The sequence below is a fragment of the Litorivicinus lipolyticus genome, from assembly GCF_009650135.1.
GTDB lineage: Bacteria > Pseudomonadota > Gammaproteobacteria > Pseudomonadales > Litorivicinaceae > Litorivicinus > Litorivicinus lipolyticus.
Map to the genome: position 1 here is coordinate 2,265,413 of NZ_CP045871.1, position 20,270 is coordinate 2,285,682.

20 protein-coding genes, 1 pseudogene and 1 riboswitch are annotated in these 20,270 nt (G+C 58.4%); of the genes and pseudogenes, 10 read left to right on the plus strand and 11 right to left on the minus strand.

What is annotated here, in order from left to right; genetic code table 11:
• Positions 1-7: 7 nt before the first annotated feature.
• The 4 genes and pseudogenes from hflX to GH975_RS11595 form a co-directional block, all read right to left on the minus strand.
• A complete protein-coding gene (gene hflX / locus GH975_RS11580; RefSeq protein ID WP_153714671.1) occupies positions 8-1,294 on the minus strand; it encodes a ribosome rescue GTPase HflX in 1,287 nt (428 codons plus the stop codon).
• Positions 1,295-2,320, minus strand: coding sequence for a dTDP-glucose 4,6-dehydratase (gene rfbB, locus GH975_RS11585; protein ID WP_322788852.1), 1,026 nt, complete (start codon positions 2,318-2,320; stop codon positions 1,295-1,297).
• An 83-nt stretch (positions 2,321-2,403) separates the two neighbouring features.
• Positions 2,404-2,646 (minus strand): annotated as a pseudogene (hfq, locus tag GH975_RS11590) (RNA chaperone Hfq); the annotation flags it as partial.
• A gap of 81 nt (positions 2,647-2,727) precedes the next feature.
• Positions 2,728-3,942, minus strand: coding sequence for a multidrug effflux MFS transporter (locus GH975_RS11595; protein ID WP_170272640.1), 1,215 nt, complete (start codon positions 3,940-3,942; stop codon positions 2,728-2,730).
• Between the two features lie 29 nt (positions 3,943-3,971).
• Between GH975_RS11595 and GH975_RS11600 the strand changes: the two genes are divergently transcribed.
• The 4 genes from GH975_RS11600 (at position 3,972) to GH975_RS11615 (ending at position 9,917) form a co-directional block, all read left to right on the plus strand.
• Complete coding sequence (locus tag GH975_RS11600) at positions 3,972-5,789, plus strand: ABC transporter ATP-binding protein (protein WP_153714675.1); 1,818 nt, start codon at positions 3,972-3,974, stop codon at positions 5,787-5,789.
• Positions 5,790-5,826: 37 nt separating this feature from the next.
• Positions 5,827-5,918, plus strand: a riboswitch (glycine riboswitch).
• A 133-nt stretch (positions 5,919-6,051) separates the two neighbouring features.
• A complete protein-coding gene (locus tag GH975_RS11605) occupies positions 6,052-7,245 on the plus strand; it encodes a D-amino acid dehydrogenase (RefSeq protein ID WP_153714676.1) in 1,194 nt (397 codons plus the stop codon).
• Positions 7,246-7,336: 91 nt separating this feature from the next.
• A complete protein-coding gene (locus GH975_RS11610) occupies positions 7,337-8,326 on the plus strand; it encodes a BMP family lipoprotein (protein ID WP_153714677.1) in 990 nt (329 codons plus the stop codon).
• 70 nt (positions 8,327-8,396) lie between these two features.
• Entirely contained in the window at positions 8,397-9,917 is a 1,521-nt protein-coding gene (locus tag GH975_RS11615) for an ABC transporter ATP-binding protein (protein ID WP_153714678.1), read from the plus strand.
• Here GH975_RS11615 and cdd read toward each other — a convergent pair.
• The 5 genes from cdd to GH975_RS11640 are packed head-to-tail and all read right to left on the minus strand — an operon-like array spanning position 9,879 to position 14,033.
• Entirely contained in the window at positions 9,879-10,268 is a 390-nt protein-coding gene (gene cdd / locus GH975_RS11620) for a cytidine deaminase (RefSeq protein ID WP_153714679.1), read from the minus strand. The two genes, GH975_RS11615 and cdd, sit on opposite strands and share 39 nt — an antisense overlap.
• Positions 10,269-10,270: 2 nt before the next feature.
• A complete protein-coding gene (locus GH975_RS11625; RefSeq protein ID WP_153714680.1) occupies positions 10,271-11,239 on the minus strand; it encodes an ABC transporter permease in 969 nt (322 codons plus the stop codon).
• Complete coding sequence (locus GH975_RS11630; RefSeq protein ID WP_153714681.1) at positions 11,239-12,345, minus strand: ABC transporter permease; 1,107 nt, start codon at positions 12,343-12,345, stop codon at positions 11,239-11,241. The genes GH975_RS11625 and GH975_RS11630 overlap by 1 nt, the downstream gene beginning before the upstream one ends.
• Before the next feature lie 38 nt (positions 12,346-12,383).
• Positions 12,384-13,679: a DNA recombination protein RmuC gene (rmuC, locus tag GH975_RS11635; RefSeq protein ID WP_153714682.1), complete on the minus strand. Its 1,296-nt coding sequence runs from the start codon at positions 13,677-13,679 to the stop codon at positions 12,384-12,386.
• 57 nt (positions 13,680-13,736) lie between these two features.
• Positions 13,737-14,033 carry a Dabb family protein gene (locus tag GH975_RS11640; protein ID WP_153714683.1) on the minus strand — a complete coding sequence of 99 codons (297 nt, stop codon included), beginning with the start codon at positions 14,031-14,033 and terminating at the stop codon, positions 13,737-13,739.
• Positions 14,034-14,202: 169 nt separating this feature from the next.
• Here GH975_RS11640 and GH975_RS11645 point away from each other — a divergent pair, with 169 nt between their 5' ends.
• Positions 14,203-14,640: a hypothetical protein gene (locus GH975_RS11645; protein ID WP_153714684.1), complete on the plus strand. Its 438-nt coding sequence runs from the start codon at positions 14,203-14,205 to the stop codon at positions 14,638-14,640.
• Here the strand turns inward: GH975_RS11645 and GH975_RS11650 are convergent.
• Positions 14,637-16,286 carry a glutamine--tRNA ligase/YqeY domain fusion protein gene (locus GH975_RS11650; protein WP_153714685.1) on the minus strand — a complete coding sequence of 550 codons (1,650 nt, stop codon included), beginning with the start codon at positions 16,284-16,286 and terminating at the stop codon, positions 14,637-14,639. The genes GH975_RS11645 and GH975_RS11650 overlap by 4 nt on opposite strands.
• Positions 16,287-16,326: 40 nt before the next feature.
• On the opposite strand from GH975_RS11650, the gene GH975_RS11655 reads away from it, so the two are divergent.
• Together GH975_RS11655 and GH975_RS11660 are read left to right on the plus strand one after the other, a co-directional pair.
• The gene (locus tag GH975_RS11655; RefSeq protein WP_153714686.1) at positions 16,327-17,004 is read left to right on the plus strand and encodes an aspartate/glutamate racemase family protein; all 678 of its coding nucleotides are present in this window, start codon (positions 16,327-16,329) and stop codon (positions 17,002-17,004) included.
• A 12-nt stretch (positions 17,005-17,016) separates the two neighbouring features.
• Positions 17,017-17,319 carry a c-type cytochrome gene (locus tag GH975_RS11660; protein WP_153714687.1) on the plus strand — a complete coding sequence of 101 codons (303 nt, stop codon included), beginning with the start codon at positions 17,017-17,019 and terminating at the stop codon, positions 17,317-17,319.
• 3 nt (positions 17,320-17,322) lie between these two features.
• On the opposite strand, the gene GH975_RS11665 is transcribed toward GH975_RS11660, so the two are convergent.
• Complete coding sequence (locus GH975_RS11665) at positions 17,323-17,637, minus strand: antibiotic biosynthesis monooxygenase family protein (RefSeq protein WP_153714688.1); 315 nt, start codon at positions 17,635-17,637, stop codon at positions 17,323-17,325.
• Between the two features lie 109 nt (positions 17,638-17,746).
• Here GH975_RS11665 and GH975_RS11670 point away from each other — a divergent pair, with 109 nt between their 5' ends.
• The 3 genes from GH975_RS11670 (at position 17,747) to sufB (ending at position 20,263) form a co-directional block, all read left to right on the plus strand.
• Entirely contained in the window at positions 17,747-18,163 is a 417-nt protein-coding gene (locus GH975_RS11670; protein ID WP_153714689.1) for a SufE family protein, read from the plus strand.
• Between the two features lie 221 nt (positions 18,164-18,384).
• Positions 18,385-18,828, plus strand: coding sequence for an SUF system Fe-S cluster assembly regulator (locus GH975_RS11675; protein WP_153714690.1), 444 nt, complete (start codon positions 18,385-18,387; stop codon positions 18,826-18,828).
• Positions 18,815-20,263 carry a Fe-S cluster assembly protein SufB gene (gene sufB / locus GH975_RS11680; protein WP_211365817.1) on the plus strand — a complete coding sequence of 483 codons (1,449 nt, stop codon included), beginning with the start codon at positions 18,815-18,817 and terminating at the stop codon, positions 20,261-20,263. Before GH975_RS11675 ends, sufB begins: the two co-directional genes overlap by 14 nt.
• The last annotated feature ends 7 nt before the right edge of the window (positions 20,264-20,270 follow it).

The following is a 20,270-nucleotide window of genomic DNA, read 5'->3' on the forward strand; positions in this document are numbered from 1 at the left end:
CAAGGCGCTAGTCGACGCACCACTGATCCAGCTCGTGCTCGCGGCGCAGACGCTGCCACTGCTTATCCGCCAGCTCAATGTCGAGTTGGTACTCGCCGGCGTCCGAATAACTTTCGTTGAGGACACCACCGGCGTCGTGCAAGGCAGCCCGGGCGCGCGCACCCGAGGCCGGGACAAGTAAGCGATGACGCGCGACGCCGGCGTCAACGCGCTCGCCAATCACCGTGCGCAGTACATCTAAACCGCCCCCTGTCAGGGCCGACACCCAGACCGTATGGGCGACGCCCTGATCGTCACGATCGACCCGGCCCAAGGTCGCATCGGCATGCAGATCAGCCTTGTTGTAGACCCGCAACGTCGGGATATCCGCCGCGCCGATTTCGCCCAAAACCTGGTCGACGTGATAACGCCGATCGTCGCGTTCCGGATCCGCGCAATCTTCAACCACCAACAAAAGATCCGCCAGTGCGGCTTCTTCTAGCGTGGCGTGGAAGGCCTGTACCAGCGAATGCGGCAGATCACGAATAAAACCGACCGTGTCGGCGATTACGGCATGCCCGCCGCCGCCCATATCGAGCTGGCGAAGGGTCGGATCGAGCGTCGCGAACAACTGGTCCGCGGCGTACACAGTGCCGCGCGTGACCTGGTTAAACAGCGTGCTTTTGCCCGCATTGGTGTAACCCACCAGCGCCACCGTCGGTGTTTCCGAGCGCTCACGTGCTCGCCGCCCTTGAGCACGCGAGGCACGGACTTTTTCCAGGCGTTTTTTAATCGTATCGACACGCACATTAAGCAAGCGGCGGTCGGTTTCGAGCTGGGTTTCACCCGGACCACGCAACCCGATACCACCTTTTTGGCGCTCCAGGTGCGTCCAACCTCGAATCAGGCGCGTACGGACGAATTCCAACTGGGCCAATTCGACCTGCAATTTGCCCTCGTGCGTGGCCGCGCGCGACGCAAAGATGTCCAGAATCAGCCCGGTACGATCCAGTACCCGGGCCATCAACGCGGCCTCGAGGTTTTTTTCCTGGGTCGGGCTCAAAGAGCGATCAAAGATCACCAGGTCGACTTCCATATCCGCGACCTTATCCGCCAGCTCTTCGACCTGGCCCTTGCCCAAGTAGGTCGAGGGGCGCGGCATGTCACGGCGCAAACTGACGATCTCCAACAGCTCACCGCCCGAGGACAGCATCAACTCTTTAAATTCGTTGTAATCGTCTTGGGCATCGCGCCGCGGATTAACGATCTGTATTCCAAGGACGCGCTCGCCCCCGGTCTCGCGTTCAAAAAACACTTAAACGTGGCCCAGTCGTGTGAGTCGGTAGCTGCCGTCCAGGACCTGATCGGTCCAAGCCGAGTTGGCCAAAAACCACTCGACGGTTTTTCGCAGCCCAGTGTCGAAGGTTTCGTCCGGCGTCCAATCCAGTTCCGCCTGTATTTTTGAGGCATCAATCGCGTAGCGACGGTCGTGGCCGGGGCGGTCACGAACGAACACCATTTGCTCGCCGTAGGGGGTTTCTTTGGGTGCCAACTCGTCCAGCAAGGCGCACAGCGCGTTAACCACGTCCAGGTTGGTGCGCTCGTTGTGGCCACCGATGTTGTAGGTCTGACCGACTTCGGCGCGTTGCGCCACCAACCACAGCGCACGAGCGTGGTCCTCGACGTACAGCCAGTCCCGGACTTGCTGGCCGTCGCCATAAATCGGCAGCGACTTTCCCGCCAACGCATTCAGGATGGTCAGCGGAATCAGCTTTTCCGGAAAGTGATAAGGGCCATAGTTATTCGAACAATTGGTCACCACCACCGGCACGCCAAAGGTTCGCCGCCACGCCCGGACCAAGTGATCCGACGCGGCCTTGCTGGCCGAATACGGCGACGACGGATCGTACCCCGTGGTTTCATCGAACAGGCTGCCGTCGTTGGGCAAATCGCCGTAGACCTCGTCGGTCGAGATGTGATGGAAGCGCAGCGCGTGCCCTTGATCCATCAACTTGCGTGCCGCCTGCAACAACCGGAACGTACCCATGATGTTGGTCTGCAGGAACTGCTCGGCCGCATCAATCGAGCGATCCACGTGGGATTCCGCCGCCAGGTGCATGACAATGTCCGGCCGGTGCTGGTCAAACGCACGATTGACCTCGGCTTCGTCACAGATGTCAACCTGTTCGAACACGAACCGTGGATTGTCACTGACCGAAGCTAGCGACGCCAGGTTGCCGGCATAGGTCAGGCTGTCCATCACCACCACCCGCCAATCGCTGGAGGCAATAACGTGGCGCACGACGGCGGAGCCAATAAAGCCGGCGCCGCCTGTAATCAAAACCGTTTTAATGGCGCTTATTCCTGCTCGTCGAGCGGTTTCAGATTGTGTTCACCGAACTTGCGCGCGGGCTTTTCCTCTTCCGCGTCGATCTCGTCTTCGGCGCCAGGCATCGGCAGCTTGACGTTTCGGGCCGGCACCACGGTCGAAATCGCGTGCTTATAAACCATCTGGCTGACGGTATTTTTAAGCAGCACAACGAATTGATCGAAAGATTCGATTTGGCCCTGCAGCTTAATGCCGTTGACCAAAAAGATGGAGACCGGAACACGTTCCTTGCGGAGTACGTTTAGGTAAGGGTCTTGTAATGAGTGCCCTTTTGACATGGTGTTGCCCTCTATAAAAAGTGGTTTGGGCGATACGAGGCTAAAAAACCAACTAGTCGGTAACTGCCTCCAATCGGAAGCCTATTCTATGGCCTTCTGCATCGCCTGACCAGCGGTGACACCCGACACTAGGGTAAATAACAGTGCCACCAGCAAGCCCAGCGAAAATCCGCTGAGCACACCGACCAAGGATCCGTCGTACAGACCCCCGATATAACCCCCGCCCAGCACCGAGATCAATGAACTTAAGGTCCCGATTACTGCCGACGCGGTACCGGCAATGTGACCCATCGGCTCCATCGCCATGGCCGTCAGGTTGCCAAAACACAGCCCCAAACAGAAAAAAAGCGGCATAACGAAGACCATAAATTGCCATAACGACAAGCCAGAAATGTGATCCAGTCCAGCAAACAAAGCGGACCAAACCGTACAAAATGCCAGCGCGGTCAAACAGGTCCGACGCATACCAAAGCGCTCAACCCAGATCGAATTGGCGAAGCTGGCGACCCCCACGGACAGCGCACCCAAGCCAAAATACAGCGCAAAGGCGTCGCCGACGCCAAAGGTTTCCTGGTAGATCTGCTGGGAGGACATCAAAAACCCAACCAGCGTGCCAAAAGTGCAGCCGACCGCTACGGTGCAACACAGCGCGACCCGATTGGACAACACTTCCCAGGTCGCGCTTAGAATGCTGGACAGGCGTAAACTGCGCGGCGCCGGCAAGCTTTCCGGCTGACGCAGCCCAACCCAGACCCCGACCGTCAGGCCGGCCACCAGCAGCCCCCAAAAAATTCCGCGCCAATCGGTAAACCACAGCACGACCTGGCCAATGCTGGGGGCAAACACCGGCACCGCAATAAACACCGTCATGATCAGCGAACTGACTTTGGCCATTTCGACCCCGGAAAAACGGTCGCGAATCATGGCCTGGCTGACAATGCGCGGGCCGGCCACGCCGATGCCCTGAATCAATCGCCCCGCCATCAACGACTCAAAGCTGTCGGCCATGGCGGCCATGGCGCCGCCGACTAGAAACAGTGCAAGGCCGGCGAAAAACACGTGGCGACGGCCGAAGCGATCGGTCAGCGGACCATAAAAGTACTGCCCCGCCGTCATCCCCAAAAACAGAGTCCCGATGACCCATTGACGCTGATTCGGATCGGTCAGGGCAAAGTCATCCGAAATCACCCCCAACGCCGGCAGCACCGCATCGATGCTCATCGCGACCAGGGCAATCATGCAGGCTTGCATGGCGATAAACTCCCCTCGACCGACGGGGGTAGTTGGTGTCAGCATATCCATTCCTTTCGTTCGCAAGTGACCGCATGAGCCAGCCAGACCCAAGTTCACCACGTAATTTTCTTGGTGTATTCAGCTATTCAAAACGCGCATTAATCCTGGTCTGGGAGACCTCACGAACGCTGGCGATCGTGCTTGGCGCGCTGACATTGGTGGCCGGATTGTTACCCGCGGGCATCGCCTATGTCGGCCAACTCATTGTGGACGCGGTGGTCAGTGCAATGGAAGCCCCGAGTCCAAAAGACCTTGGCACGGTCTATACCTGGGTCGGTGTCGAGGCGGGACTGGTGGTGGCCTTGGCCGCCGCCCAGCGCGGGCTTGCGGCGGCGCAATCGCTGCTGCGCGCCATGCTCGGCCAGCGCGTCAACGAAATGATCTTGGACAAGGCCCAAACCCTCTCGCTGACCCAATTCGAGGACAGCGAGTTTTATGACAAACTGACCCGGGCCCGGCGCGAAGCCAGCCAGCGCCCGTTAGCGCTGGTGATCAAGACCTTTGGCCTGATTCAGAACGCCATTTCGATCGCGTCATTTTCGGTGCTGCTATTTCAGTTCAGCGCCTGGGCGCTGTTGCTGCTGATCATTGGCGCGTTGCCGGTATTTGTGTCCGAAGCCAAGTTTTCCGGCGAGGCCTTTCGACTGTTCCGCTGGCGCTCCCCCGACACGCGCATGCAGATGTATCTGGAAACCGTGCTGGCCCGCGAGGACAGCATCAAAGAGGTCCAGCTGTTCGGCCTCGGGCCGACGCTGCTGGGACGCTACAAGGCGATCTTCAAAAAACTCTTTGCCGAGGACCGCCGACTGACACTGCGCCGCGAAGGCTGGGGCTTTGTGCTCGGCCTGCTGGGGTCGATGGCCTTCTACTTTGCGTACGGTTGGGTCGTCTTTGAAACCGCCGCGGGGACCCTGACACTGGGCCAGATGACCATGTACTTACTGGTGTTCAAACAAGGTCAATCGGCCGTCAGCGCCATGCTCACCGCCATTTCCGGGATGTACGAGGACAACCTCTACCTGTCCAACCTGTACGAGTATTTAGAGCAGCCGGTGGCGATGGAGCCGGGCGTGCGCACGCAGGGCGACTTGCCCGGCGACGGCATTCGCTTTGAAAATGTCAGCTTTCGCTACCCCGGGACCGAGCGCGATGCCCTAAGCCACATCGACTTGCACCTAAAGCCCGGGCAATCCTTGGCCATTGTTGGCGAAAACGGCAGCGGCAAGACCACATTGATTAAGCTGATGACGCGGCTGTATCGACCGTCCGCCGGGCGCATCTTGCTTGACGGCAATGACCTGATGGAGTGGTCCGTCGAAGCCCTGCGCACTCGGATCGGCGTTATTTTTCAAGATTTCGTGCGCTACCAATTACAGGTTGGTGAAAACATTGGTGCCGGTGACGTCTCCAGCTTCAACGACGAAGCGCGCTGGAAAGCCTCGGCCGAACAAGGCGAAGCCGCCAAGTTTATTGGCGACCTGAGCCGCGGCTATCACACCCAACTGGGCCGCTGGTTCAAAGACGGTCAGGAGCTGTCCGGCGGCCAGTGGCAAAAAATTGCGTTGAGCCGCGCATTCATGCGCGAAGGTGCCGATTTACTGGTACTGGACGAGCCAACCGCGGCCATGGACGCCCAGGCCGAAGCGGATATTTTCGAACGATTTCGTGACTACGCCCGTGACAAAATGGCGATTCTAATCAGCCACCGCTTTTCCACCGTGCGCCACGCTCATCAAATTGTGGTCATGAACCAAGGCCAAATCATTGAACGCGGCGATCACGCTAAATTGCTGGCGTTGGACGGGCGTTACGCGCATTTGTTTAATCTCCAAGCCAAGGGTTACCGCTAACGCCATGGACACAGGCGACCTTTTCGCCGACACTTACATCCAGTCAGCGGGAGAGTCGGCACTAATAAACGCCGCGCCGAAGGAGCAACGACCCCGGAATCTCTCAGGCCAAGGGACCGCTGACGAACCACCTAACATCTGGAGAGCGGCACTTCGAGTGCCCACCGAAGGAGCAAGCCCGCAGGACGGGTGACACTCTCAGGTACCGTGACAGAGGGGCGACGCACAGAGCACTGTGCCGCCCACTGAACGGAGAAACACCATGAAAGTTGCTGTCTTAGGCGCCGGAATCACCGGCTCAACCACCGCTTACGCCCTCGCTGACAAAGGCCACGAAGTGACCGTCATTGACCGTGAGCGCTATTCTGGAATGGACACCTCGTTTGCGAACGGCGGCCAGCTGTCCGCCTGCAACGCCGAGACCTGGAACCACCCCTCGACCATCGCCAAAGGCATCAAGTGGCTGTTTGAAAAAGAAGCCCCGCTGAAAATGAACCTGATGCCGAACTGGCACCGTTACTCGTGGTTCGCCGAATTCCTGTACGCCATGCGCCATTATGAAAAGAACACCGTCAACACGGTACGCTTGGCGTTGGCCGCGCGCGAACACCTGACCCGGATGGCCAGCGAGGGCGACATTGATTTTGACCGCACCGACCGCGGCATGCTGCACATCTGTGCCACCCAAAAAGGCTTCGATCATGGCATCGGCGTCAACAAGTTACTGAAGAAAGGCGGGCTGGAGCGCAGCGTGCTGACACCCGAGGACATCCGCGCGCTGGAACCGACGCTGCACGGCGATCTGGTCGGTGGATTTTTTACCGAGTCGGACTTTAACGGCGATATTCACAAGTACTGCCGCGGCCTCGAAAGCGCCAACAAAAAGCGCGGCGTCAACTACAAGTTCGAGCACGAAATCGTCGACCTGGTGACCAAAAACGGCGTCTACGTGACCTATGCCACGGGTGAGCAGGACCACTTCGATGCCGTCGTCGTGTGCGCCGGCGTTGGCAGTCGCGCAATCGCGGCAAAGCTGGGCGATCGCATCAACATATACCCTGTCAAGGGCTACAGCATCACCGTCAACATGCCCGACCAAGCCTCGCAAGACGCCTGTGGCTGGGTCAGCCTGAACGACGACGATGCCAAGATTGTCACCAGCCGCCTTGGGCCGGACCGTTACCGCGTCGCCGGCACCGCCGAGTTCAACGGTGCCAACAAAGACATCCGCGCCGACCGCATCAAGCCGTTGCTGCGCTGGACCCAGCGCCACTTCCCCGGCGTTAAAACCGATCAGGTTGTGCCCTGGGCGGGACTGCGCCCGATGATGCCGGACATGATGCCGCGCGTGATGGCCGGTAGTCGCCCCGGCGTTTTTTACAACACCGGCCACGGCCACCTCGGCTGGACGCTGTCGGCGGCGACCGCTTACATGGTCGCGGATCTGGTTCACTAAACTCAGCGACACCGGCCAAGGCTTTTTTTAATCGCCCGGCCGGTGTACTTTCAACCGGTTAATTAAAACAACTACCACGGAGCACACCTTCATGTTGCGCAAAGCCTTTACCGTCGCCATCGGCGCGGCCCTGTCATTGAGTGCGGCAGCTGCCGAACTCAATCCCGCAGTGGTCTACGACCTTGGCGGCAAAAACGACGGATCTTTCAACCAAGCGGCCTTCACGGGCGCCGAGCGTTTCGCAGATGAAACCGGCGTTAGCTACCGCGATTTTGAGATTCAAAACGACGCCCAGCGCGAACAAGCCCTGCGTAACTTCGCGCGCAAAGGCTTTAACCCCGTCGTCGCGATTGGCTTTAGCCACGGTTCAGCCGTTGAAAAAGTCGCCGCTGAATTCCCCGACACGGCCTTTGGCATCGTCGACATGGTCGTTGACCAACCCAACGTGCGCTCGATCCTGTTTAAAGAGCACGAAGGCAGCTACCTCGTCGGCTTGCTGGCGGGCATGGCATCGACCACCCAAAAAGTGGGCTTTGTTGGCGGCATGGATATTCCGCTGATTCGTCGCTTTGAATGTGGCTACAAGCAAGGCGCAGCTGCGGCCGGCGCATCGGAAGTATTCGGCAACATGACCGGTAACACCGGCGCGGCCTGGAATGATCCGGTTAAAGGTGGCGAGTTAACAAAATCACAGATCGATCGTGGCGCTGACGTGGTGTTCCAAGCCGCAGGCGGCACCGGCTTTGGTGTTTTGCAGACCGCAGCCGACGCCGGCATCTTGGGCATTGGCGTTGACTCTAACCAGAACGGCCTGCACCCGGGCAAAGTTTTGACCAGCATGCTCAAGCGTGTCGACAACGCCGTTTACGAAGCCTTCATGGACTACAAAAACGACGCATGGAGCACTGGCTTCCGCGTTTTGGGTCTGGCTGAAGGTGGCGTTGACTGGGCCTTGGACGAAAATAACCAAGCTCTGATCACCGATGAGATGCGTGCCGCAGTCGAAACTGCTAAAAACAACATTATCAACGGTAACATCAGCGTTCACGATTACATGAGCGACAACAGCTGCCCGCTGTAAGTCCCTCGCGCTAATCCCGATGCGCTGTTCCTATGGAGCAGCGCATTTTTTTTGACCAGCCGGAAATCACATGACCGCATTAGAGCTGATTGGCATCAGTAAGTCCTTTGGACCCGTCAAGGCCAACCAAAACATCAACCTGTCGATTGAAAGCGGCACGGTGCACGGGATTGTTGGTGAAAACGGCGCCGGAAAATCGACTCTAATGTCGATCATTTACGGATTCTACGAAGCCGACGCCGGCCAAATACGAGTCAAAGGACAGGACGTCAGCATCCGCAGCAGCGCCCAGGCCATCGCGCTGGGCATCGGCATGGTCCATCAACACTTCATGTTGGTGGAAAACCTGTCGGCGCTGGAGAACGTGTTGCTGGGCATGGAAGGTGGGCTTTTGCTGAATCGCGGCCTGACGGATGCGCGGCGCAAGCTCGAACAGATTCAACAGGAATACGGCCTGAACGTGGACTTGGATAAGCCGGTCGGTGAGCTGCCAATTGGCGCCCAGCAACGCGTCGAGATCCTTAAAGCGCTTTACCGCGACGCCGACATTTTAATCTTGGACGAGCCGACCGGGGTGTTGACCCCCGAGGAGGCCGGGCAACTGTTTCGGGTCTTGGAGCGGCTGCGCGAGCAGGGCAAAACGGTGGTGCTGATCACCCACAAATTGCGCGAAATCATGGCCATCACCGATCGCGTATCGGTCATGCGCCGCGGTGAGATTGTCACCCACATGAACACCGCCGACACCACCACCGATGCCCTCGCCGAATGGATGGTCGGGCGTGACGTCAGCTTTTCACTGGACAAGTCCGAGCATCAGCCCGGCCCTTGCAAGCTGGCGGTCAGCGACCTGAACTACACCGACGACAGCGGCGTGCAGCGCCTCAAAGACATTGGCTTTGAGCTGCACGCCGGCGAAATACTGGGCATTGCGGGTGTCTCGGGTAACGGACAGTCCGAATTATTGGAAATCCTTGGGGGCATTTACACCGCCGACAGCGGCAGCCTGACCTTGGATGCCGGCAGCGTCGACTTGGCCAAACGTTCAAACCCAACCCGGCGCCGTGAAAAGGGCCTTGGGCACGTGCCCGAAGATCGCCACCGCATGGGGCTGGTGACCAAGTTCGAGGCCAACGAAAATACGATTTTGGGCTACCACTACAAGGTCGGGGCCGGCGCCTTTCTGCGGCGCTCAAAATTGATCGAACAGACCGCCGAGCAAATGCGCCGTTTTGACGTGCGCCCGCCCAACCCACGCCTAAAAACGGCCAGCTTTTCAGGCGGTAACCAACAAAAAATGGTGATCGCTCGGGAAATTGAGCAGGACCCGGATGTGTTAATGGTCGGGCAACCAACCCGCGGCGTGGACATTGGTGCAATTGAGGCCATCCACACGCGCCTGTTGGAGCTGCGTGCCCAGGGCAAGGCGATCTTGTTGGTGTCGGTTGAATTGGACGAGATTCGAGCGCTATCGGATCGCGTCTTGGTAATGTACGACGGCCGCATCATGGGTGAAGTGGCCCCCGGCGCCGGCGACGCCGAGATGGGTCAATTAATGGCTGGGGTCAAGGTCGAAGGCGGCGGGCAGTAGCTCGTCCATTCGAAAAGTTCGGGTGTCACCCTTTAAATTGGTGCACTCGACCAGGGTGTCGGCACTCGAAAACTCGGACAGGCGCTGACGACAGCCGCCACAGGGCGTTAATACACCCTCGCCCTGCCCCAGCACCAATACCCGCTTAATACGCGCCCCCGGTGCTGCCATTTGCATGTGCGCAATCGCCGTAGTTTCGGCGCACCAGCCCTCGGGGTAACTGGCGTTCTCCATGTTGGCCCCGACAAAGGTTTGACCGTCCACGGTTTCCAGTGCAACCCCGACATGGAAGTTAGAATAGGGCGCATGGGCTTTGCTGCGGGCGCTCTCGGCCAGTTGACGTAGGCTCATGATTAACGTTCCTTCACGTAGGGCACACCGCCGGCCTTGGGCGGCACCGCGCGACCGACAAAGCCGGCCAATAAAATCACCGTCAAAATGTACGGCAAGGCTTGGATAAAGGTCACCGGCACCGCGAATCCCGCCACGTCAACGCCCTGCATACGAATCGCGACTGCATCCAACGCACCAAACAGCAAACACGCAAACATCGCCTGAACCGGTCGCCATTTGGCGAACACCAGCGCCGCCAGCGCGATAAACCCTTTGCCGGCGGTCATGTTTTGGACAAATCCGGCGGTCTGGGCGATCGACAAATAGGCCCCAGCCAAACCACACAACAAACCACAACAAATGACCGCTTTGTAACGCACCAGCGCCACTGAAATACCCGCGGTATCCACCGCCGCTGGGTTCTCGCCGGTCGCGCGCAAGCGCAGCCCAAACCGAGTTTTCATCAGCACCCAGGCCGTCAACGGCACCGCCAGAAACGCCACATAAACCAGCCCGTTATGGCCACTCAACAATTCCGAATAAATGCCACCGATCACCGGTACGTCCGCCAACGCCTCGGCACCGGGCCAGGTCAGATTGCCAAAACGCGAATCCGAATCCAAAGCCGGCGTGCGCCCGCCGCGACTGAACCAGGCTTGGCCCAGCAGCGCGGTCATGCCCAGCGCCACGAAGTTAATCGCGACGCCGGAGACGATTTGATTGCCACGGTGGGTAATACAGGCAAAGCCGTGAACCAAGGACAAGGCCACCGAGGCGCCGATGCCGGCCAGCAATCCCAACCAGGCCGAGCCGGTAACCGCCGCCATCGCCGCCGCCGCGAAGGCGGCCGCGAGCATTTTACCTTCCAAGCCAATGTCAAAAACACCGGCGCGCTCGCTATACAGCCCCGCCAAACAGGCCAGCAACAAAGGCGTCGACAGCCGTATCGTGCTGTCGAGAATCAAAATCAGGGTGTTAAACCATTCCATTATTCGCCCCCCGCCACGCGAGCATAGGCCCGCGCCACCCAAGGCCGCGTCAGGTGTTCAAGCGCACCGACAAACAGAATCACCAAGCCCTGAATGGCAATCACCAAATCCCGAGTGATGTTGGGTTTTTCGAAGGCTAGCTCGGCGCCGCCTTGGTACAGCATGCCAAACAGAATTGATGCCAGCACGATGCCGACCGGGTGGGCGCGTCCCATCAGCGCCACCGCAATACCGACGAAACCTGCACCGCCGACGAATTCAACATTCAAGCGCGCCTGGTCACCCATGACCGGGTTGAGCGCCATCAAACCGGCCAACGCGCCGGACAGCATCATCGCAATCAGGGTGATTCGAACCGGGTTAATACCGGCATAGGCCGCCGCCGTCGGATTCGCGCCAAACGCCCGAATTTCGTAGCCTAGCCGCGTTTTCCAAATCAGCAGATACACCGCCACACAGGCAATTAGGGCAACAAAGAAGCTGGCATTCAAGGGTGCCGAACCAATGTCGACACCAAACCATTGCATAAAGCCGTCCAACTTCGGGATGCGCCCGTCAACTTCAAAGGTCCGCGACTCCGGCGCCATCGAGCCCTCTGGGCTTAACACGTTGACCAGCAAATAAACCATCAAGGATGAGGCAATGAAATTGAACATGATGGTCGTGATTACCACGTGGGACCCGCGCTTGGCCTGGAGCCAGGCCGGCACCAGCGCCCACAAACCGCCAAACAAGGCCGCCGCGACCATCGCCAACAGCATCACCAGCGACCAGTGCAGTGTGGTGTCGAAACTGAGCGCCACCAAGGTCACGCCTAAGCCGGCGACGTAAGCCTGGCCCTCGCCACCGATGTTAAACAGCCCGCCGTGAAAGGCGACCGCAACGGCCAACCCGGTCAGGATGAAGCTGGTGGCGTAAAACAGGGTAAACCCGATGCCCTCACCAAATCCGAGCGCCCCCTCGAGCATCAGCTGAACCGCCTCAATCGGATTTTCGCCAATCAACAGCACCAAACAACCGGCGACCAGAAACGCCAACAGCAAGTTGGTCAGGGGAATCAGGCCATAATCAATCCAGCCCGGTAATGCGGTTTGCGGAGCGCTCATTGGCAGCAGGTGTCCATGCTATTCATGCAAGTGTAACGTCAGTCCAGTTTTGGCGGCGCGACCGCCTCGCCGTCTTCGGCGTCGAGCAGGCTGGCCGGCAGTTCTTTTTTGAACTGGACCCCCTTTTCTTCAAAGCTCTGGATGGTGCGCACCAGCGCACCGCGACCGGTAATCGATGTTCGGGTCTTATCGAACTGAGCCTGAGTGCGGTCGATCAACTTTCCGAGTTCTTCGAATCGCTCGCTAAAGACACGCAATTTATCGTGCAGCTTGGTCGCCTCGTCGGCTAATTGGCGGGCACTTTCGCCGCGTTTTTGCTGGGCCCAGATGTTCGCCACGGTTCGCAGCATACCCAGCAGCGTCGACGGCACGACGATAATAATATTGCGCTCGAAGGCATACTGATACAGGTCCGGCTGGGCCTGGAAGGCTGCCTGAAAGGCCGGCTCAATCGGCATAAACATCAGCACGAAGTCCGGTGACTGTAGGCCATTAAGCTTGGCATAGTCTTTTTTCGACAAGCCATCGATGTGTTTTTTGATGCTGTCCAAATGGCGCGCCATGGCGCCGACCCGCAGCGCCTCGTCGTCCGAATTGACCACATCCACCCAAGCTTTCAGCGATACCTTGGAATCCACCACCAGGTGCTTGCCCTCCGGCAAATGCACGATGACATCCGGACGATAGCGCTGCTCACCCTCGGTAATGCTGACCTCGCGCTCGTACTCCAAACCCTTAGTCAGCCCGGCGCGGTCCAGAATCAGCTCGACCTGCATCTCGCCCCAATTACCCTGCAACTTGCTGTCGCCTTTCAGCGCTTGGGTCAGGTTCGACGCCTCGTCGGTGATTTTTCGGTTGAGCTCTTTAAGCTGTTTCAGTTCGTTTTGCAGCGTTGCATGGTGCGTGGTGTTGTCTTTGTTGATCTGCTCGGTGCGCTCGCTGAACGATTTAATTTGCGTCTTCAGCGGCTCCAACAGCGTGCCCAGACTTTCCGACGAGCGCGCTTCAAAGGCTTTCTCGCGACTTTCCAAAATTTGCGCGGACAAGGACTTAAATTCATCGCGCATGGCCACTTTTTGGGCCTCGAAGTTAGCCTGGACCTGCTCGCCCCGAGCCTCGATTGCCGCGCGCTGCTGATTCAGGTCACTGATGGTGTCCTGGGCATCTTCCAAGCGCATTTCCAGCTCATCGACACGCTCTTGCGCACCGGAGGCCACGAACTGAGCGCTGTCGGCCATGGCTCGAGCGCGCGTCAAGGCGATGCGGTCATGTATCGCCCAGCCCAGGGCTGCGATCGCTAACGCGACCGCCAGCAGTTCAAATACCGGGAACAAAAGGCACTCCGATGCAGGCGCCTAACAACAAACTGGTCACAATCAAGCTTAAACGAATCATTTCGAATCCTTGGGGTAAAAGTCAGCCACTGAACGGGTGTCACGCAACGGACGCACACGATCAATCGAGGCTTGGTACAGCGGGTGGGTTTTGTAAGCGTCTAACTGGGCCTCGTCGCGGAACAACCCAAACACCACGACATCAATGGCGTCACTGATTTGGTCGCGTTTGATGTTGCGGCTGATGCTCAAATGCTCGGAATCCGGGATCTGTTCCAACAGTTGCAGACCCTCAACAATGGCATCCACGTTTTCCGGGGATTTGGCGGTGAACAGTACGACGTGGTGCAGCATGCATGACCTCTAAAATTGACGCGACAATATCGCCGAAAACGACTGCCATGTCGAACCCGAGGGCGCGTGCGCGGCCCCCACGAAAAGTGTTCGTAGTACTCAGTTTTACCCAAAGTACAGCCCGATGTTTTCTGCCAGTGCTATAGTTTTTAGCTAACTAGGAGAGAACATGCGTTTGGGTTGGCTTGCGATATTCGCGCTGGCGATTCCGGCATGGGCTGAGAGCACTCAGCCCAATCAACTCGACCTGGCTGCCAAAACCTTAAACGCCACCACCGGCGGCGACGCCTTTGTCGCCGATAGCCCCGCGGGCCCTTTGGGCCTTCGTTTCTCTGGCGGCGTGGTCATTGACAGCCAAAGCAGTTTTGGCTCGCACGACGGTGAAACCGGCTTGGACGCCCTGCAACGCGGTCATCCCTACTTGGGCATCGGGGTGGTTCAACACCTAGGCCGCGACCGGCGTCTGGATCTGAGTGCCGACCTCGGTTTAATCCAACGCGAAACTCAAACCCAGTGCCTAGACGACAGCGCCTGCGTGTCCCAAAAAACCACGATCCAGCGCAACAACGAAGCCGTCATTTCACTGGGACTGCGCTACCGCTTCTAACCCTTCTTCTGAACCTTGGCCCAGCCGTCTTTTAAGGTCACCGCGCGGTTAAACACCGGTTTTTCGGCGCTGTTCTCGTCTTTGCGGAAATAGGCCACACGCTCAAACTGGACAATCTCGCCGACCGGGACCGCCGCCAAGGCAGGCTCGACCAAGCCGTGCTTTATCGATAACGAGTCTGGGTTCAGCTCGGCCGCCAAATCTTCGCCCTTGGGGTTGGTCTCGGTAAACAGTCGATCGTACAAACGCAGGTCGCTGGCGACCGCGTCGGACGGCGCCCACTGGATCGTGCCCTTGACCTTGCGGCCGGACTCGTCTTGGCCCGAGCGCGTGGCCGGGTCGTAGGTCACCTTGAGTTCGGTGATGTGGCCGTCGGCGTCTTTGACCATGGATTCAAAATCGACAATGAAACCGTACTTTAAGCGCACCGAGCCCTCGGGCTTTAGGCGGAAGTATTTCGGCGGCGGGATCTCTTCGAAATCCGCACGATCAATGTACAGCGTGCCGTCAAAGCGCAGCGTGCGCGATCCCAATTCCGGGACTCGCTGATGCCACGGTGCGTCAATGTCCAAGACCTCGCCGGCGGGCCAATTTGTGATCGTGACCTTGAGCGGATCCTGAACCGCGAAACCGCGACGCGCGCGGTTTTCTAAGTCCGACCGCAGGCAGGTTTCCAGCAGCGACATTTCAATGGTGTTGGCTTTTTTGGTGACACCAATGCGCTGGCAAAAGTCACGCAAGGATTCGGGCGTGTAACCACGGCGGCGCAGGCCGCGAATGGTCGGCATACGAGGATCATCCCAACCGGACACATGGCCTTCGGTGACCAAGGACAGCAGTTTGCGCTTGCTGGTCAGGGTGTTTTCCAGCTGCAGTCGGCTAAATTCGATCTGCCGCGGCTGTGAGGGCACCGGCAACTGCGCCAAAAACCACTCGTACAGCGGCCGGTGGTCTTCGAATTCCAAGGTGCACAGGCTATGCGTAATAGATTCAAGCGCATCGGACTGGCCGTGGGCAAAGTCGTAGGTCGGGTAGATATTCCAGGTGTTGCCCGTGCGGGCGTGATGGGCGCGGCGGATTCGGTACAGCGCCGGGTCACGCATATTAATGTTGGGGTGCGCCATATCGATTTTGGCGCGCACAATATAGCTGCCTTCGGCGTGCTGGCCCTGCTTCATTTCTTCAAACAACACCAAGGACTCTTCCGCCGCGCGATCGCGCCACGGGCTGGGCTTACCCGGCTCGGTCAGGGTGCCGCGGTATTGGCGCATCTGTTCGGCGCCGAGTTCATCAACGTAGGCCAAATCCCGAGCGATTAAGTCCTGGGCCCAGGCATAAAGCTGGTCGAAGTAGTCCGACGCATAGCACTCGCTGACGGGTTCAAAGCCCAGCCACCGCACGTCCTCGCGGATCGCGTCGATGTACTCTTGGTCTTCTTTTTCCGGGTTGGTATCGTCAAAACGCAAATTGGTTCGGCCGCCAAACTGTTCGGCCACGCCAAAGTTCAAACAAATCGATTTAGCGTGGCCAATGTGCAGGTAACCATTGGGCTCAGGCGGAAAGCGCGTAAGGACGGATGCGTGCTTTTGGTTGGCAAGGTCGTCGGCAATGATGTCGGCAATAAAGTGCTGGGGCGTGTCGCTCATGATGCTCACAGAAAAAACGAAAATGGGAGTGTAACGGATTATGAAACCCATCGGTCTATTGGGTGGCACTACCTGGGTCTCAACCCAGCACTACTACGCCAAACTGAATCGCGCCTACCAAGACGCCCGCGGCGGTATCGCCAGCGCACCGATGCTTATTCATTCAGCCGATTTTGCGCCCATCGCCGCCGCCCAAGCCGCCGAAGACTGGAACGCACTGGGCGAATTTTTCGGCGCACGCGCACGCGAACTTGAAGTGGCCGGGGCTGGCGCCATTGCGATCGGCGCCAACACCCTGCACTTGTGCATTGATGCGGTCCAAAACCACGTCGACGTGCCGGTGCTACACATCGGCGACGGCATTGCCCAGGCACTGGGTCGGCGGCCTACCCTTTTGCTGGGCACCGCATTCACCATGGCCAAGCCATTTTTACGCGACTATTTGAGCGCGCGTGGCTGCGCTATTGAAGTCCCCAGCGCCGAGCAGCAGGCTTGGGTGCACGACATTATCTACACCGAATTGGCTAAAGAGCGGGTCACCCAAGCATCCAGGGGCCGCTTTCAGGCCTTAGCCGAGGGCTTTCAGGGCGAGCAAGTTTTGCTTGCCTGCACCGAGCTTGGGTTAGTGTTAGATGCGGATAATTGCAGCCTGCCCCTTGTCGACTCACTGGATTGTCACGTACAACTGCTACTGGATTATCTGATCAACCAACTTTGAGGCTTTTGAACAATGAAAAAACTAGCTCTAATTGGATTACTGGCATTGACGCCCTTCGCAGCCACCGCCGGTGATGCCGCCGCCGGTCAGGCTAAATCAATGATGTGCGCCGGCTGCCACGGTGCTGACGGCAACTCGATGGTGCCGACCTACCCGAATTTGGCCGGTCAAAACGCGGCCTACCTTGAGGGCGCGCTGAAAGCCTACCGCGGCCAAGAGCGCACCGGCTACCAAGCGGCCATCATGTACGGCATGGCGGCGGCCTTGTCGGATGACGACATCGCCAACCTGGCGGCGTACTACAGCAGCAAGTAAGCGCTAACACTCGACGCGTGGTTCGGCCTCGAACTCGCGCGTCGAGGTTATTTCAGCTATTTCGATTCGATAGCGCACATACCCTTCGCCACGGCCATAGGCCTGGGCTTTGAGGTGGTCTGCGTGTCGCCCCCACTGGCGAATACTATCGATTGATACCCAGTAACTCAGGGTCACCCCAAAACCGTCTGCATTGCGAAATGAATGAGCGTGACAAAAGCCCGACTGGCGTTCGACCTCGGCGCCCATCTTTACCGCCCAGATATCGTAGTCCGGCGTGTTTAAACGTCGCTGGCTGTAAAAAATCACCACGTGCATGGCTGCGCTCCGGAATTACTCGGTGTTGGACAATATAACCGGCGCCCAACCCAGACAACGCCGCCCGCTTACGGTTGAAAAGCCACCATGACGACCGCACACTTGGACCATGACAAATACTGTAGAACAGCGCCAACGCGACATCGCCGACGAATTTTCCATGGTCGGCGACTGGATGGAACGCTACCAATACCTGGTTCAGCTTGGACGCATGCTCGAATCGTTGCCTGACGCCGACAAAACCGACGCCAATTTAATCCGCGGCTGCCAATCCCAGGTCTGGCTAGCGGTTGATGATTCCGGTGACACCCTGAGATTCCGTGGCGGTTCGGACGCTGCGATTGTTCAGGGTTTGGTGGCACTGGCGCTGCGCGTATACAGCGACGCCCCGGCCGCCGAAATTGCCACGACCGAGCCGCAGTTCATCCACGACATCGGCCTGTCCCAACACCTGTCGCCGACCCGCTCGAACGGGCTGCATAGCCTAATGCAGCGTATTAGAGCAGAGGCCGCGGCACGGGCTTGATGTGACCCAGCAACACTCGGCGCCACCGACCGCCCAAAGACGGCGTCACTTTCACTTTAAATCCCGATAGGCGTTTTCATGCGGCGCTCAACCACGCACCAATCCGCAAACGCGAACCATTCTCATCTGGTTGATTTCAAGCGCATTTATTCACAATTATTTGAAATAGGACCGCAACGGTCCTATTATGGTCGCCGGTTGAGTTAATACGGGGCTTGCGCATGATTCGCCTAAGCAAAATGACAGACTACGCGTCGGTTGTGCTGACGCGGCTTGCGGTGGCTGCGCCCACCTTGCAAAGCGCGGTGTGCATTGCCGACGCCACCCGTATTCCCAAGCCCACGGTGACCAAGCTGTTAAAGCTGTTGACCAAGGCTGGACTGACTCACTCCGTTCAAGGACCCCGTGGCGGCTATCAATTAGCCCGCTCGGCTCGCCAAATTGACTTGGCCGACATCATTGGCGCCATCGAAGGCCCCAGCGGTGTCACCGAATGCGTGACCGACCACGATCTGTGCGACCTGACCGACCACTGTCACGTCATGGATCACTGGCACCGTGTCAGCGTTCAAATAAACCAATTGCTTCGCAGCGTCACGCTGGCTGAACTGGCGACGCCGAAGCTGCAACGCATCCCAACCCTGCAGGTGAATGATGACTACTGAAACCAAGGTAGACGACCTGGTCGATCGCGAGTACGCGGCCGGCTTTGTGACCGACATTGAATCCGATACCTTTCCGCCCGGACTGAGCGAGGATGTCGTGCGCGCCATCAGCGCTAAAAAAGGCGAGCCTGAGTGGATGACACAGTGGCGCCTGAAAGCCTATGCCCACTGGCTGACCATGAAAAATCCGGACTGGGCACATCTGGACATTCCGCCGATTGATTACCAAAAAATCAGCTATTACAGCGCGCCAAAAAAGCCCGGCGATGGCCCGCAGTCACTCGACGAAGTTGACCCGAAACTGCTGGAAACCTACGACAAGTTAGGCATTCCATTGCTGGAGCAAAAAATGTTGGCCGGGGTTGCGGTCGATGCGGTGTTCGACTCGGTGTCAGTCGTCACCACCTTCAAAGACAAGCTGGCCGAGGCCGGCGTGATTTTTTGCCCGCTGTCCGAAGCCGTGCACAGCCACCCGGAACTGGTTAAAAAGTACTTGGGCAGCGTCGTACCCATCGAAGACAACTTTTTCACCTGCTTGAACAGCGCCGTCTTCAGCGATGGCTCGTTCGTTTACGTGCCCAAAGGTGTGCGCTCGCCGATGGAGCTGTCGACCTATTTCCGCATTAACGAACAAAACACCGGCCAGTTCGAACGCACCCTGATCATTTGCGAAGAGCAGGCCCACGTCAGCTACCTCGAGGGCTGCACCGCGCCGATGCGCGATGAAAACCAACTGCACGCAGCGGTGGTCGAATTGATCGCCCTGGACGACGCCGAGATCAAGTACTCGACCGTGCAAAACTGGTACCCCGGCGACGACGAAGGCAAAGGCGGCATTTACAACTTCGTCACTAAGCGCGCCGAGTGCCGCGGTGACCGCTCCAAGGTCAGCTGGACCCAGCTGGAAACCGGCTCGGCGGTGACCTGGAAGTACCCCAGCTGTGTGTTGCTGGGTGACGACAGCGTCGGCGAATTTTATTCGGTCGCGGTCAGCAGCAAAAAGCAGCAGGCCGACACCGGCACCAAAATGATTCACGTCGGCAAGCGCACGCGCTCGACCATCATCAGCAAGGGCATCAGCGCCCAACAAGGCCAAAACGCCTACCGCGGTTTGGTTCGGATGGGGCCGGGTGCGACCGACGCGCGTAACTTCACCCAGTGCGACAGCTTGCTGATCGGCGACAAGTGTGGGGCCCACACCTTCCCGTACATTGAAGCGAAAAACTCGACCGCCCAGGTCGAACACGAAGCCACGACCTCAAAAGTCAGCGACGACCAGCTGTTCTACCTGCGCCAGCGCGGGATCAGCGAAGAAGACGCGTTGAACATGATCGTCAACGGCTTCTGTAAAGATGTATTCCAAAAACTGCCCATGGAATTTGCCGTGGAAGCAGAGGCCCTTCTGGGCATCACCCTTGAAGGCGCCGTAGGCTAAGGACTCC

Excerpts from the sequence above, each read along its gene's own strand:
- GH975_RS11595 (WP_170272640.1), bottom strand. The coding sequence starts at position 3,942 with ATGCTGACACCAACTACCCCCGTCGGTCGAGGGGAGTTTATCGCCATG.
- GH975_RS11645 (WP_153714684.1), top strand. The coding sequence starts at position 14,203 with ATGCGTTTGGGTTGGCTTGCGATATTCGCGCTGGCGATTCCGGCATGG.
- GH975_RS11600 (WP_153714675.1), top strand. The coding sequence starts at position 3,972 with ATGAGCCAGCCAGACCCAAGTTCACCACGTAATTTTCTTGGTGTATTC.
- GH975_RS11650 (WP_153714685.1), bottom strand. The coding sequence starts at position 16,286 with ATGAGCGACACGCCCCAGCACTTTATTGCCGACATCATTGCCGACGAC.
- GH975_RS11640 (WP_153714683.1), bottom strand. The coding sequence starts at position 14,033 with ATGCTGCACCACGTCGTACTGTTCACCGCCAAATCCCCGGAAAACGTG.
- GH975_RS11665 (WP_153714688.1), bottom strand. The coding sequence starts at position 17,637 with ATGCACGTGGTGATTTTTTACAGCCAGCGACGTTTAAACACGCCGGAC.
- cdd (WP_153714679.1), bottom strand. The coding sequence starts at position 10,268 with ATGAGCCTACGTCAACTGGCCGAGAGCGCCCGCAGCAAAGCCCATGCG.
- GH975_RS11615 (WP_153714678.1), top strand. The coding sequence starts at position 8,397 with ATGACCGCATTAGAGCTGATTGGCATCAGTAAGTCCTTTGGACCCGTC.
- GH975_RS11655 (WP_153714686.1), top strand. The coding sequence starts at position 16,327 with ATGAAACCCATCGGTCTATTGGGTGGCACTACCTGGGTCTCAACCCAG.
- sufB (WP_211365817.1), top strand. The coding sequence starts at position 18,815 with ATGATGACTACTGAAACCAAGGTAGACGACCTGGTCGATCGCGAGTAC.
- GH975_RS11630 (WP_153714681.1), bottom strand. The coding sequence starts at position 12,345 with ATGAGCGCTCCGCAAACCGCATTACCGGGCTGGATTGATTATGGCCTG.
- GH975_RS11625 (WP_153714680.1), bottom strand. The coding sequence starts at position 11,239 with ATGGAATGGTTTAACACCCTGATTTTGATTCTCGACAGCACGATACGG.
- GH975_RS11610 (WP_153714677.1), top strand. The coding sequence starts at position 7,337 with ATGTTGCGCAAAGCCTTTACCGTCGCCATCGGCGCGGCCCTGTCATTG.
- GH975_RS11660 (WP_153714687.1), top strand. The coding sequence starts at position 17,017 with ATGAAAAAACTAGCTCTAATTGGATTACTGGCATTGACGCCCTTCGCA.
- GH975_RS11675 (WP_153714690.1), top strand. The coding sequence starts at position 18,385 with ATGATTCGCCTAAGCAAAATGACAGACTACGCGTCGGTTGTGCTGACG.
- GH975_RS11605 (WP_153714676.1), top strand. The coding sequence starts at position 6,052 with ATGAAAGTTGCTGTCTTAGGCGCCGGAATCACCGGCTCAACCACCGCT.
- GH975_RS11670 (WP_153714689.1), top strand. The coding sequence starts at position 17,747 with ATGACAAATACTGTAGAACAGCGCCAACGCGACATCGCCGACGAATTT.